Origin of the sequence: Geomonas agri, assembly GCF_020179605.1 — a bacterium.
Taxonomy (GTDB): Bacteria; Desulfobacterota; Desulfuromonadia; order Geobacterales; family Geobacteraceae; genus Geomonas; species Geomonas agri.
Window position 1 is genome coordinate 1 of the sequence record NZ_JAINZO010000005.1, and the last position, 12,870, is coordinate 12,870.

Genomic DNA, 12,870 nt, shown 5'->3' on the forward strand with positions numbered 1-12,870 from the left:
TTAGAGAGGGGGGTGGACCTCCACCCCCCGATCATACACTGCCAAAAAATCCTACAGACACGAAATGCGATTGTGAGAAACATATTGCGCGGGCGACAGCCCAAGCTACGAGTTTCTCTGTGGCTATGCCGAGAGGGTCACACCCGTTCCCATCCCGAACACGGAAGTTAAGCCTCTCAGGGCCGATGGTACTGCACTGGTAACGGTGTGGGAGAGTAGGTCGCCGCAGGGAATTTAATTTAAAAAGCCCCGTCTGATTCCAGACGGGGCTTTTTCGCGTCCTAGACCTGATTCTGTCATCCCATTACACGGTTGCATCTCTCTCCACCACATCTTCTTCTGCCAGCCTTCGTTTCACCTCTACCATCACGTTGCAAATGCCAGTATGCTGGCTAAAATTGGCATGTGCTAATTTTATATTAAGGAGGTTCCTCTTGAAACTCTTCTTACTTACCGCTTCTGCTGTCGCCTTCACGTTGTCCGTGTCCGGTTGTGTCACCAAGGGTTACGTCAGCAAGCAAGTTGACCCGATCTCCTGCAGAGTTGATGTCCTGGAAACCAAGAACGCCTCCCTCAATCAACGGATCAACGCTTTTGAGAGTAGGGTTGCGACCCTGGAGAGTCAAGTCTCTCAGGCACAGCTTGCCAACAAGGCTATGCTCGATGATGCTACTGCCAGGGCCGCTGATAGCGCCCAAAGAGCCGAGGCTGCCGCGGCAGCTGCAACACAGGCCGCGGCGCGAACGGAAAAGCTGTTCGAACTTGGACAGAAAAAGTAACGACGGCCGTCGCCATGCCCAAGCACCGCCTAGTCCTTTTTTCTGTTGCGATAGGGCTTTTCTTGCCGTCCCTTTTTGCACGAAAAACTCAGTCGGCGGACTCTATACCACCGAACTTTGTTGGCGGTTATGTTGGTGAACTGCGTCAATACACGGTGCACCAGGGGGAATCCCTCATTGAAATCGCGAGGAGATTCCATTTGGGGTACAACGAGATCCGAGACGCTAATCGTGGTGTCGACCCGATCCTGCCGAAAGCTGGAATCGTTGTTACCATACCTTCCGCGTGGATACCACCGCCAGCTACGGAGCGCCCTTGCATTGTCGTGAACCTGGCTGAGTTACGCTTGTACTTTTTCCCGGAGAGTGACATCACCCCAATTACTTCCTTTCCAATAGGCATTGGAGATGAAGGTGTGGATACTCCGCTTGGACGCTTCTTTATTGTAGATAAGATAATGGATCCTTACTGGCATGTTCCGAAGTCCATTCGTCGGCAGCGCCCGCAGCTTCCTGCTGCAGTTGCTCCTGGTGCGCGCAACCCTTTGGGGCGTCATGCGCTGCGCCTGTCACGCCAGGACATCCTTATTCATGGTACTAACCGTCCCTATGGCATTGGCCGACGATCGAGCCATGGTTGCCTGCGCCTTTATCCAGGCGACATGGCGTCCTTGTTCGTGAAAGCTCAGGAAGGGATGCGGGTAACGGTCATCGACCTGCCTGTGAAAGTGGGAGTCAAAGAGGATAGGGTATTCATCGAGTTCCATCGGCAAGATAAACACACTGTCGATGTTGGGGCGGTCCTGCATCTGATGGCCGACCGCAACTTACTGCATCGAATCGACATGGGGAAACTAGTTCGTGCTTACTACGAGAACAGAGGATATCCCGTCGAAATATCATGAATCAACCGAAAGTGAGGGGGGCAAGCCCCCCGATCGGTGTTTCATCTATTTCTTGGGCTTTAACGGACTCTCTTTGTAGAAAATGCCTAGCACCGACTGCTCATTCGCAGTCAGTTTTACACCTTTGAGTTCCATGCGGTGCTGGATCCTCTGCATGTCCTTCCCTGCTGCGATCGCGTTTTCAATTCGTTCGGCGGTGTGGCAGGACACGCACTTCTTGTCGATTACCAGGTGCGCTTCCTTGAACACGCCTCCGGTGACGCTGCCAAGATTCTTGCCTGATGTGGGGGCGGATTTGGGTCCTTCCTGGGCAGCATAGAGTGAGGTGATGGAAAGAGCTGTCAACATAAGTGCCACGAGGATTCTATGCTTCATTGCTTCTCCTTTTAGCCGCTGAGGTTTGATCAAAACTTTACAACAAGATATAGCAGAAAAATGTGGTCTCGCTTATCACCACTGTTATTTATAGGTTCAGCACAGGAGAACTGCCTGAATAGTTGGGAAATGTAGGCTGATTATAATTAACTAAAGGTTGTTGTGGGTTGTTGTGGCCAGGAATTTTGTGCAACGGTGGGCAGAGCCATCTGCATTGAAGGCCATTGGTGTATCGCTATAAAGACGTGGTAAAATCTGTGTGTCCGACGCAACTCTTGATTGTCTTGTTTGGGGACTAAAGGAGATACAGGGATGTTAAAGTTAAAGCGCATATTGTTGGTTGAAGACAACGCCAACGACGCTGAACTCACCCTGGAGGCGCTGGCAGAGCATAATCTCGCCAACGGGGTGGATCTGGTCAGAGACGGGGCCGAAGCCCTGGATTATCTGTATCGGCGAGGGAAATACGAAGGAGAACCTCCGTTGAACCTGGCGGTCATACTGCTGGACCTGAAACTGCCGAAGGTGGACGGGCTGGAGGTCCTCAGCACACTGAAAGGTGATGCCCAACTGAAGTTTATCCCGGTGGTGGTGCTGACCTCATCGCGAGAGGAAAGGGACGTTGTGGAGAGCTACCGGCTCGGCGTCAACGCATATGTGGTAAAACCGGTCAATTTTTCCGAATTCATTACAGCAGTCAAGGAACTCGGCGCCTTTTGGGCCATAATCAATGAGCCGCCTCCGTCATCGCAAAGGGGCAGTAACCAATGAAACAGGAGCGTCTGCGCATACTGCATCTTGAGGATGATCCGATGGATGCGGAACTGGTTCTGCTGACTCTGACCTCGGAAGGGCTGGACTGCGAAGTCGAGGTGGTGTCGAGACGGGACGAGTTCAGTGTCGCCTTGGAGCGCGGCGGCATGGATCTCATTCTCGCCGATTTTGCGCTTCCCGCTTTCGACGGCATGACGGCTTTGGCAATGGTGCGCCAGAAACTGCCCGATCTTCCCTTTGTGTTTGTTTCTGGAAAACTGGGCGAGGAAGCGGCCATTGAGTCGCTCAAAAGCGGTGCAACGGATTATGTCCTGAAGAGTCGTTTGTCGAGGTTGGTCCCGGCGGTACAGCGTGCGCTGACCGAGGCGCAGGAGCGGGCTAAGCAGCGACAAACGGAGCGGGATCTTGAGGTGGCTCACGCGGAGATCGAGAAACGAGCCGAAGATTACCGTAACCTCTTTAACAGTATCCGCGACGTTATTGTCGTCGCCGACCACAACCGCACCATACTGCATGTGAACCAGCCTGCGCTACAGGACATCTTCGGCTATGACTCCCCCGAGGTGATCGGCCAGAGTAGTGGAATTCTCTATGCCGACGAGGAGGATTACGAGCGTACCGGCAAGGAGGTTTTTGACGTCAAAGCCCCGGTGAAGGGAAAGCTGGTGGAACTGCACTTTCGTAGAAAAAGCGGCGAGGTCTTCATCGGCGAGCTTTACGCGATGAAGCGTCTGAATCGCTTCGGCAACGTGACCGGCAACATTTCCATCTTCAGGGATATCAGCGAACGCAAAAAAGCGGAGGCAGATCTAAGGGAGAGCGAGTTGCGCCGCATGCAACTGCAACTGGAACTGGTCTACGCCGCCGAGATCCAGGCCAAACTGCTGCCGCGGGTTTATCCGCAGATCGGCGGCTTCGAAATTGCAGCCCGCTGCCTCCCCGCCAAACAGGTCGGCGGGGACTTCTACGACTGGCAGCAGGTGTCGCCAACACTCATCAACCTGACACTTGGCGACGTGATGGGGAAGGGGATGGCCGCCGCCATGCTGATGGCCACCGTCAGGGCCGCCCTCCATGCCGTCACCCTCTACAATCGCCCGGCCCAGGCGGTGCACCTGGCTGAGAAAGCGCTTAACGAGGATCTGGAGAACTCCGAAAGCTTCGTGACGCTCTTCCATGCTCAATTGGATTCAACAACGCGGACAATCTCTTTCGTTGACTGTGGCCATGGCTACGTCTTTGTCAGGCGCCATGGCGGTTCCGTGGAGACCCTCAACCCACGAGGATTGCCGTTGGGCGTGCAGGGAGACGAGGTGTACCAAGAGGGGGCGGTGCGGCTGGCCAAGGGCGATGTGATGGTTCTGTACAGTGATGGGCTGGTCGACGCGAAGCCGGAACTAGAACTCACCCACGAGGCGCTGGCCAGGCAGCTTTCTGGGAAGAAGAGCGCCCAGGAAATGGCGGACGCCTTAATCGCTCTTACCGATAAGCCAGATCCCCAGCCTGACGACATTACCGTCCTGGTGCTGCGGGGACTGTGAGGCAGAAAATTACTATTCGCCGATGATCTTCACCAAGACCCGCTTCCTGCGCAGGCCGTCGAACTCGCCGTAGAAAACCTGTTCCCAAGGCCCCAGGTCCAACTTCCCGCCGGTAATCGCAACGACCACCTCGCGCCCCATGATGGTCCTTTTCAGATGCGCATCCCCGTTGTCCTCTCCATGGTTGTGGCGGTACCGGCTGTGCGGTTTCTCCGGGGCCAGCCCTTCCAGCCACTCTTCGAAGTCCTGGTGCAGCCCTGATTCGTCATCATTTATGAAAACGCTGGCAGTAATGTGCATGGCGTTACATAGCAGGAGCCCTTCCCGTATGCCGCTTTCCTTGACGGTTGCCTCAAGTTCAGGGGTGATGTTGACAAAGCCACGCCTACTCTTGATCTGGAACCACAGTTCCTTCCGGTGATGCTTCATCTTCTCTCCTTGCTGGCGTGGTCGGTTCAGCAGGTCTCCGCGGGGTGCGACGCGGGGACGAGGCCGCAAAGGCAGCGTCGAGCAGTTCCGGTGCGGCCCCCCACCTGTTCCTGGAGTGCATGATCACCAGGAGGACCCTGGTGTCTTCGCGCTGTGCCAGGGCGACCAGGCATTGGCCTGCGTTGGGCGTGGTTCCCGTTTTTACACCAATAGCCCCTGGATACCGTCCTATCAGCCTGTTTATGTTTCTCAAATAATAACTGCGCCTGCCATCGAGCGTGGTGATGCGCATGTCGTGCCTGGCCACGATCTTCGCAAACTGCGGCAGTTGCATCGCCTTCTCCGCGATGCGCGCCAGGTCGTGTGCGTTCGAATAGAGGCCCCTGCTGTCGTGGCCGCATGCGTTGGCGAAGTGGGTGTTTTCCAGGCCCAGCGCCCGAGCCCGGGCGTTCATCTGTACCACGAAATCGGTTTGATTGCCACAGGCGTGATCGGCGAGGGCACGGCAGGCGTCGTTGGCGGATGCAATCAGCGTGGCCGCCAGCAGGTCGCGCACCCGGAATTTCTCGCCGCGTCGCAGTCCGATTCTGCTGCCGGTCTCGCGCGCTGCCCCGCGGCTGACCACTACTACGTCATTCAGGTTGCAGCGCTCCATGACAATTAGGGCCGTCATCATCTTGGTGAGGCTGGCCGGAGCCCGGCGGATACCAGCATTTTGCTGGCGGAATACCTGGCCGTTGACCTTTACCAGGTAGCTCGTGGCGGGGTGGTAGGAGCGCGCAGCGGTTTGCTGCGGAAGGGCGAGGCCGATGATAACTGCTGCAAGAAGACAAGTTGTGATGGATGAGAAAATTTTCATGCAGGATGTTATAGCATCGTTTCCCGCTCCCGCAATTGAGCGCAGCGCGAAGGATGCGGCGTAGCATGTCACAGCGAATCTTGGATTTACAAACTGTCGCCCCTTAAGGTATCTTGCTGACTTCGATTACCGCAGCGTGAGGGCTACAGTGGCAACTAAAATACGAATACTTCCTGAGAACCTGACCAACAAGATCGCCGCCGGGGAGGTGGTGGAACGCCCCGCCTCCGTGGCAAAGGAACTGGTGGAGAATGCGCTGGACGCGGGCTCAAAAGAGGTCGTGGTCGAGATCGAGTCTGGGGGCAGGCGGCTCATCAGGGTGACCGATTCCGGTAGTGGCATGTCGCGTGAGGACGCACTTTTGGCGCTCGAGCGCCATGCCACCAGCAAGATCGCTAGTGACGAGGACCTCTTCGCCCTGTCCACCCTCGGTTTCCGTGGAGAGGCGCTGCCATCGGTGGCCTCGGTGTCCCGTCTTACCATTTCCACCCGTACCAGCGACAGCCTGGAGGGGACGGAGATCTACGTGGAGGGGGGGCGCATCAAGGAGGTCAAGGAGTGCGGCATGGCTCCGGGGACGGTCATCGCCGTGCGCAACCTCTTCTTCAACACGCCGGCGCGGCTCAAGTTCATGAAAAGCGCGGATACCGAAGGGGGGCACGTAGGGGAGTTGCTGACGCGGCTGGCCATCTCCCGCCCCGATGTCCGCTTCACCTACAAGAATGAGGGTAAGACAGTGTTCCGGGCCCTCGACGCTGACCTGAAGGAACGGGTGGCGACGCTGCTCGGCCGCTCCATAGCCTCTTTTCTCTATCCGGTCTCTTATGAGGAGCCGGGGGGCGTACGGGTAACTGGCCTGGTGGCCGCGCCGGAGTGCAGCCGTAGCGCCGCCAGCCATCTCTACACCTATATCAACGGCCGCTTCATCCGTGACAAGGTGGTGCAGCACGCCATCCTCCAGGCCTACCGGAACTTCTTGGAGCGCGGCCGTTATCCGGTTGTCGCCGTCTTCATCGACATCGCCGCCGGTGAAGTCGATGTCAACGTCCATCCGACCAAACACGAGGTGAGATTCCGCGAACAGGGGAAGGTGCACGACGCCATCCAGTATGCGGTGGAAAGCGTGCTGAAGCAGACCCCGTGGCTGAAGCGGGCAGCCGTGCCGGTTTCGGCTGCTTCGACAGCCCCGGGTGCACAGCTGACGGAAAGCGTCACCGGTGTTGCCACTGCTTCCCGCAGCACGTCCGCGCACTCTGGTCTCGCCCTGACATGCGCGCCCAAGGATACACCGCCTCATGTTGGCGTGTCTTCTGCTGCCCCGGCAGCGAAAGCTACACAGGAACCAGAGTTGCCTGTAGAGGCGCTGGCGTCCTCGGTGAGCGAGGCCAAGGTGGCCGAGATCCGCGAACTGCTGGTGGGGTATCAGCCTAAACCCCAGCCGGCGCTGCGCCCCCATTACCACTTTGAGGCACCGGCGCGGAAGACCGAGGAGCCGCCCGCCCCCCCGAGCAGCGCTGAGCCTGCCATTCAATCCACCACGGAAGAGCCAGAGCCGGTTTTCCGGCGGGAAAGCGAGGCGCCGGGTTACTTCTCGTCGCTTGCCGTCATCGGACAGTTCAACGCGTCCTACATTCTCTGCCAGCGGGGCACGGACCTGGTACTGATCGACCAGCACGCAGCACACGAGCGGGTTGCCTTCGAAAAGCTGAAAGCGGAATTCGCCGGCAAGGAGGTGGACAGTCAAGGACTACTTTTCCCGGAAACGCTGGAACTCTCTTTCCGCGAGTCGGCGGTGCTCAGGGAGAATCTTGAGGAACTGCGGCGCCTGGGCTTCTCCTTCGAGGAGTTCGGAGGCAACACCTGGCTTCTGAACGGTGTGCCGCAGCTTCTATCCGGCACTGACTACCTGCGCACCATCCGGGATATCTTGGAGGAGCTCTCCAGCTTGAGCCGCAGCCGGACCTTCACCGACATCCAGGAGGATCTCCTGGCGCGCATCGCCTGCCACAGCGTGGTGCGTGGCCGGCGCACGCTGACAGCCCAGGAGATCTCGGCGCTGTTCAGGCAGATGGACGAGACTGACTTCTCCAGCAACTGCCCGCACGGCAGACCGGTGATGCAGACCCTCACCCTGATCGAAGTGGAGAAGATGTTCAAGCGGTTGTAGAACCCGGGACGGCAGCCGATGGTGCTGCCGCAGTAGACGAGAGAGCATGACGCAAAAGAAGATACAGCTGCTGATAATTGGGGGACCTACGGGGTCCGGCAAGAGTGACCTCGCCTTGAGGTTGGCAGAAGAGATCGATGGAGAAATCGTCAACGCGGACTCCATGCAGATTTACCGCGGCCTCGATATCGGCACGGCCAAACCCTCGCCGGTAGAGTTGGCCCGGGTGCCGCACCACTTGATTGACATCGTGGCACCGGATCAGGACTTTACCGCTTCCGACTTCAGGCGGGAGGCCGCGGCCGCCATCGAGGACATCGACGGCCGCGGCAAAAAAGCCATCGTGGTCGGAGGAACCGGGTTGTACCTGCGCGCCCTGTTGGATGGGTTGGTCGACTCCCCGACCGGGGACCCGGAACTACGCCGCCAGTTTGACGATGTTCCCGGAGAGGAACTGCTGAGACGTCTGGCAGAGGTCGATCCTGAGACCGCGGCCAGGCTGCACCCTAACGACCGTGTGCGCCTGGTGCGGGCGCTGGAAGTCTACACCCAGACCGGTCGCCCCATCTCCGCCTTTCGGGCCGAGCATGGCTTTTCGGGCGACCACTATCGTGCTTTGAAACTTGCCATCACCGTGGAACGGGCGGAGTTGTACCGTCGCATTGACACCCGCGTAGAAAAGATGCTGGAGAAAGGGTTAGTGGAGGAGGTGCGAAACCTCCTCGGGCAAGGCTACAGTCGCGAATTGAAGTCAATGCGCTCCATCGGGTACAAGGAGATGACTGCATATCTGGCTGGTGAAATGACGCTGGATGAGGCAGTTACGCTGATCAAGCGTGACAGCCGCCGTTATGCCAAGCGACAGATGACATGGTTCGGCAAGGAAAATGATATTTATTGGCTTGAATATCCCGCAGCATTTGCTAGTATCCTTGGTCATGTGATTGAATTTTTTGGGTAAAGGAGCGGAATCATGCCTAAAACGCCTTTTAACATCCAGGACCAGTACCTCAACCAGTCTCGCAAGGAGCGTGTAAAGGTCTTGGTGCAGCTCATGTCCGGTGAAAAACTGGAAGGGCATATCAAGTCGTTCGATAACTTCTCCGTTCTTATGGAAGTGCACGGTGATATCCTCATCTATAAGCACGCGATCTGCAGCATCACTTCCGTAGATGGCGTTTTCCGACTGCACCAGTAGCATCACCACCAATGCAGTAAGCGGGCGTCCGGAATAGTTGTCCTACTCCGGGCTGCCTCGCCACGACAGTAACTCCTCCCAGCCGGCTCCAAAGGGCCGGCTTGTTTTTTATCTGTTGCCAAATTCCTCCTTCTCCACCTATCATTAAACTCTGCGCGCCGCCGCTCTCACGCCAGTTGCCTCGCGGGCCATCTCGCGACTGCTGTTTCCGCAGCCGGAAAAATCTCTATCTCCGCTGCGGGGCGCGCACCAGGAGGGATTTCATGTCAGGACTGACTATCGATAAAATAATGCCCGGCAGCATCGCCGAAGAACTGGAACTCCAGCCGGGGGACCGGCTGCTGTCGGTGAACGGGCATGCCTTGCGGGACGTCATCGATTACAACTATTTTGCGGCCGACGACGAGCTGGAACTGGAAGTAGAAAAGGCCGACGGCGAGCTCTGGGAACTCGAGGTCGAACGGGAAGAGGGGGAGCCCCTGGGCATCTCCTTTCAGGCACCGGCGCCGGCGCGCTGCGGCAACAACTGCGTCTTTTGCTTCGTGCACCAGTTGCCCCGCGGGCTGCGTGGCCCCCTCTACGTGAAGGACGAAGATTATCGCCTCTCCTTTCTCTACGGCAACTACGTGACCATGGCCAACATCGGCCGGGCCGAGCTGGACCGCATCAAGGAACAGCGGCTCTCCCCGCTCTACATCTCCGTACATGCCACCGATGCGGCGCTGCGCGAGAAGCTTTTGGGCAAAAACGGCATCCTCCCGATCCTGGACGTGATGCGGGAGCTGGCGGAGGCGCGCATCACCATGCACACCCAGGTCGTGCTCTGCCCCGGCTGGAACGACGGGGAGGCCTTCGCCCGCACCGTGGTGGATCTGGCCGCCCTGTACCCGTGGGTGGCATCGCTGGCGGTGGTGCCGGTGGGGTTGACCGAGCACAGGCAGAACCTGCCGGCCCTGGCCCCGGTCACCAAGGAGTTCGCTGCCGACTTCATAGCCAAGTGGTACCCTGAGTCCCGGCGGCTGGAAGAGCGCTTGGGTGCTCCCTTCCTGTTCCTCGCCGACGAGTTCTACATCAAGGGCGATGTGCCGTTTCCGGAGCTGGAGAATTACGGCGACCTGCCGCAGTTGGAGAACGGCGTCGGCATGATCCCGCTGTTTCTCTCTGAGGCGGAGCAGGTGCTCCAGGAGGCCGAGGCTCTGAAGCCGGGGAAACTGACGGTTGTCACCGGCGAATCCCCCTACCGCTATCTCTCAGACTTCCTCAAACAGCTCTCTGGGGCGACCGGGGTTACTATGCAGCCGGTGGCGGTGCGCAACAGGCTCTTCGGACCTACGGTCACGGTCACCGGGCTTGTGTGCGGGGCCGACGTCGTGGCCGCCCTGCAGGGGCTGGAACTGGGAGACTTGGTGCTCGTGCCTGACGTGATGCTGAAGGAGGGGGAAGGGGTGTTCCTGGACGACCTGACCCTGGAGGCAGTAGAACAGCAGCTGGGAACGGAGGTCCTGGTCGTGGAGTCCACTCCCTACGGGATTTACGACGCCCTGATGCAAAGGCTGGGGTAAGCCCGAGGAGACCTGAAACGAAAAGAGCCGGAGGGGATTTGGCATCCCTCCGGCTCTTTGTATTTTATCCGTTCCTGTTTAGCGGCTCATGGCGTCGATGACGTCGAAGTCGAAGACGCTCTCGGCGGTGGACTTGATCAGGTCGATCTTCTCTTTGTCGTCCGCCGTTATCTTCGACACATGCTCGGTGAGAGTGATGAAGGCGTCGGCGGTGTTCTGCGAAGTGCGCAGATAGGGGATATTGCTGTCATCCAGAATCCGCTGGGTGATCGCCGACACCGGCGCCGACCCGGGGATCACGATGCCCGCTAGCTTGCGCCGGTAGGCCGGGATGTTGTACAGGGCCGACGCCGTAACGATCAACTCGTCACGGGAGCTCGTGGTGATCAGCAGCGTGGAGTCCTGCAGTGTGTCGATGACGCGCTGTGAAGATGCGGCCCCCAACTGGATGTGGTTGATGATTCGGTTCTTGCCCTCCTGGTCCCCCTGCAGCGGCAGCTTCAGCAGCTTGGAGAGGTCGAGCAGGGTGGGGTTTGCGAGCGTGGGGGAGTAGTCGAAGGCGCCGGCTACGTTCTGTTGGCGGCTTTCGAAGAAAGTTTTCAGGTAGCCCAGTGTCTCCTCGCGCTTGTTGGCTAAAAGCTTGTTGACCAGGACCAGCTTGACCTCAGCACCCTGCTGCTGGAACAGGGACAGGTTCAACTGCACCGAATCGATGACGCAGCCGATGCCGCCGCTAGCCACCATGATCACCGGCGCATCGAGGGTGCGGGCGATCTGCGCGTTGTTGATGCCGACCACGGAACCGACGCCGCCGTGACCGGACCCTTCGATGATCAGGAAATCGTTCTTCGCTTCCAGTTCGCTACAGGCTTTCTTGACGGCCTCAAGCGGTGCCTCCGGTGCAATCTCGCCGGAGAGATACTTCTTGGTGTACCCTTTCCCGACCACGACCGGCGACATGAGCTGTCGATCCGCTTCCATGCCGTAGATGGACGCAATCAGCGCCGCGTCCATGTCCATTTCCACACCGTCCAGCATGAAAACCTTGGGGCCGATCGGCTTGATGAAGCCCACCCGCGCGTATTTCTTTTTGGCCAGATGGAGCAGTGACAGACTGATGGTCGTCTTGCCACAATGCTGGCCGGTAGCAGCAATGAAAATCTTCTTACACATATGTCTAAGCCTCGTGGCCTTTCTTACGTGTTGATACCTAACACCCGGATTATACGTTTTTGGAAAAATAGGGGCAACATGGTATACGGTACCGGGCCGGGGAGTTGACAAAAGGGGGTGTTGTTTTGCCTGCTGAACCACGTTGTGACCTTCTGTTGAGCATCGGCCAAGTCCCGTTATCTTCTTGACGCTTCCGCGATATTCTGCAATAATCCGCCGGTCCAAACGCCTGTTTGTTTACATCAAATATTTCTAAGCTTCACCATCACCGACCACAGCATAGAAAAGGAGCGTAAACGTGAAAAAGATCTGGGTTGTCCTGTCGTCTCTGCTTGTCCTTGCCTGTGCCGTCTCTGCCTTTGCCGGCGACGGTTCCTTCAAGAGGGTCAAAAGCCAGGGTGCTCTGACCATCGGTCTCGATGATGCCTTTCCCCCGATGGGCTACCGCAACGACAAGGGGCAGTTGGTCGGCTTCGACATCGATGCAGCTGAAGAAGTGGGCAAGCGTCTCGGCATCAAGATCAACTGGCAGCCGACCGCATGGGACGGCGTCATCCACGCTCTCAACTCCAAAAAGTTCGACTGCATCTGGAACGGTATGACCATCACCGACGAGCGCAAGAAGGAAGTCGCCTTCACCAAGCCGTACAAGATGGACGGCCAGGTCGCCGTGGTCCGTTTCGCTGACAAGAAGCTCAAGAAGCTTACCGACCTGAAAGGCGCCAAGGTAGGCGTTCAGAAGGGTTCCTCCGCCGTCGAGGCCGTCAAGAAGCTTCCGGCTGCTCCCTCCGAAGTGCGTGAGTACGAGGACAACCCGAAGGCGCTGCTGGATCTTGAATCCGACCGTCTCGACACCGTCATCATCGACGACGCTACCGGCCGCGACTTCATCGCCAAGCGCCCGGGCAAGTTCCGCATCCTGCCGGGCAACATCACCAAGGAGCCCTTCGGCGTCGCGTTCCGGAAGGAAGATGTGGAGCTGCGTGAGGCGGTCCAGAAGACCCTCGACAAGATGGTCAAGGACGGCACCATGGCCAAGATCTCCAAGAAGTGGTTCGGCGAGGACATCACCAACCCGAAGAAGTGGAAATAGTTAACGCTTTCCCCT

At 58.0% G+C, this 12,870-nt stretch carries 13 protein-coding genes and 1 rRNA gene; 10 read left to right on the forward strand and 4 right to left on the reverse strand.

The genetic code is table 11. The annotated features are described in order from the left end of the window. Nucleotides 1–115 precede the first annotated feature (115 nt). The 3 genes from rrf (at nt 116) to K7R21_RS20210 (ending at nt 1,684) form a co-directional block, all read left to right on the forward strand. Nucleotides 116–232, forward strand: a 5S ribosomal RNA gene (gene rrf / locus K7R21_RS20200). A gap of 202 nt (nt 233–434) precedes the next feature. Beyond that, entirely contained in the window at nt 435–779 is a 345-nt protein-coding gene (locus K7R21_RS20205; protein WP_224985101.1) for a hypothetical protein, read from the forward strand. A gap of 200 nt (nt 780–979) precedes the next feature. Beyond that, a complete protein-coding gene (locus K7R21_RS20210; RefSeq protein WP_449727789.1) occupies nt 980–1,684 on the forward strand; it encodes a L,D-transpeptidase family protein in 705 nt (234 codons plus the stop codon). A 45-nt stretch (nt 1,685–1,729) separates the two neighbouring features. Here K7R21_RS20210 and K7R21_RS20215 read toward each other — a convergent pair whose 3' ends face one another. Beyond that, nucleotides 1,730–2,059 (reverse strand): cytochrome C, encoded by a 330-nt coding sequence (locus tag K7R21_RS20215; RefSeq protein ID WP_224985103.1) that lies wholly within the window; start codon nt 2,057–2,059, stop codon nt 1,730–1,732. Between the two features lie 312 nt (nt 2,060–2,371). Here K7R21_RS20215 and K7R21_RS20220 point away from each other — a divergent pair, with 312 nt between their 5' ends. Together K7R21_RS20220 and K7R21_RS20225 are read left to right on the forward strand one after the other, a co-directional pair. Further along, nucleotides 2,372–2,830, forward strand: a complete 459-nt coding sequence (locus K7R21_RS20220) for a response regulator (protein WP_224985104.1) — start codon at nt 2,372–2,374, stop codon at nt 2,828–2,830. Beyond that, on the forward strand, nt 2,827–4,374 hold the full coding sequence (locus tag K7R21_RS20225) for a SpoIIE family protein phosphatase (RefSeq protein WP_224985105.1): 1,548 nt from the start codon (nt 2,827–2,829) through the stop codon (nt 4,372–4,374). Before K7R21_RS20220 ends, K7R21_RS20225 begins: the two co-directional genes overlap by 4 nt. Before the next feature lie 12 nt (nt 4,375–4,386). Here the strand turns inward: K7R21_RS20225 and K7R21_RS20230 are convergent, their stop codons facing one another. Both K7R21_RS20230 and K7R21_RS20235 read right to left on the reverse strand, forming a co-directional pair. Continuing rightward, on the reverse strand, nt 4,387–4,803 hold the full coding sequence (locus K7R21_RS20230; RefSeq protein ID WP_224985106.1) for a secondary thiamine-phosphate synthase enzyme YjbQ: 417 nt from the start codon (nt 4,801–4,803) through the stop codon (nt 4,387–4,389). Further along, nucleotides 4,760–5,662, reverse strand: a complete 903-nt coding sequence (locus K7R21_RS20235; protein WP_224985107.1) for a D-alanyl-D-alanine carboxypeptidase family protein — start codon at nt 5,660–5,662, stop codon at nt 4,760–4,762. The genes K7R21_RS20230 and K7R21_RS20235 overlap by 44 nt, the downstream gene beginning before the upstream one ends. 148 nt (nt 5,663–5,810) lie before the next feature. Between K7R21_RS20235 and mutL the strand changes: the two genes are divergently transcribed. The 4 genes from mutL to K7R21_RS20255 all read left to right on the forward strand — a co-directional run bounded on the left by mutL (nt 5,811) and on the right by K7R21_RS20255 (nt 10,589). Then, the gene (mutL, locus tag K7R21_RS20240) at nt 5,811–7,829 is read left to right on the forward strand and encodes a DNA mismatch repair endonuclease MutL (RefSeq protein ID WP_224985108.1); all 2,019 of its coding nucleotides are present in this window, start codon (nt 5,811–5,813) and stop codon (nt 7,827–7,829) included. 46 nt (nt 7,830–7,875) lie between these two features. Next, a complete protein-coding gene (gene miaA, locus K7R21_RS20245) occupies nt 7,876–8,790 on the forward strand; it encodes a tRNA (adenosine(37)-N6)-dimethylallyltransferase MiaA (protein WP_224985109.1) in 915 nt (304 codons plus the stop codon). A gap of 12 nt (nt 8,791–8,802) precedes the next feature. After that, nucleotides 8,803–9,027, forward strand: a complete 225-nt coding sequence (gene hfq / locus K7R21_RS20250) for an RNA chaperone Hfq (protein ID WP_012529414.1) — start codon at nt 8,803–8,805, stop codon at nt 9,025–9,027. Between the two features lie 263 nt (nt 9,028–9,290). Beyond that, nucleotides 9,291–10,589: a DUF512 domain-containing protein gene (locus tag K7R21_RS20255; RefSeq protein ID WP_224985110.1), complete on the forward strand. Its 1,299-nt coding sequence runs from the start codon at nt 9,291–9,293 to the stop codon at nt 10,587–10,589. Nucleotides 10,590–10,667: 78 nt separating this feature from the next. On the opposite strand, the gene K7R21_RS20260 is transcribed toward K7R21_RS20255, so the two are convergent. After that, on the reverse strand, nt 10,668–11,762 hold the full coding sequence (locus K7R21_RS20260) for an AAA family ATPase (protein WP_224985111.1): 1,095 nt from the start codon (nt 11,760–11,762) through the stop codon (nt 10,668–10,670). Nucleotides 11,763–12,060: 298 nt separating this feature from the next. Between K7R21_RS20260 and K7R21_RS20265 the strand changes: the two genes are divergently transcribed. After that, nucleotides 12,061–12,855 (forward strand): amino acid ABC transporter substrate-binding protein, encoded by a 795-nt coding sequence (locus tag K7R21_RS20265; protein WP_224985112.1) that lies wholly within the window; start codon nt 12,061–12,063, stop codon nt 12,853–12,855. The last annotated feature ends 15 nt before the right edge of the window (nt 12,856–12,870 follow it).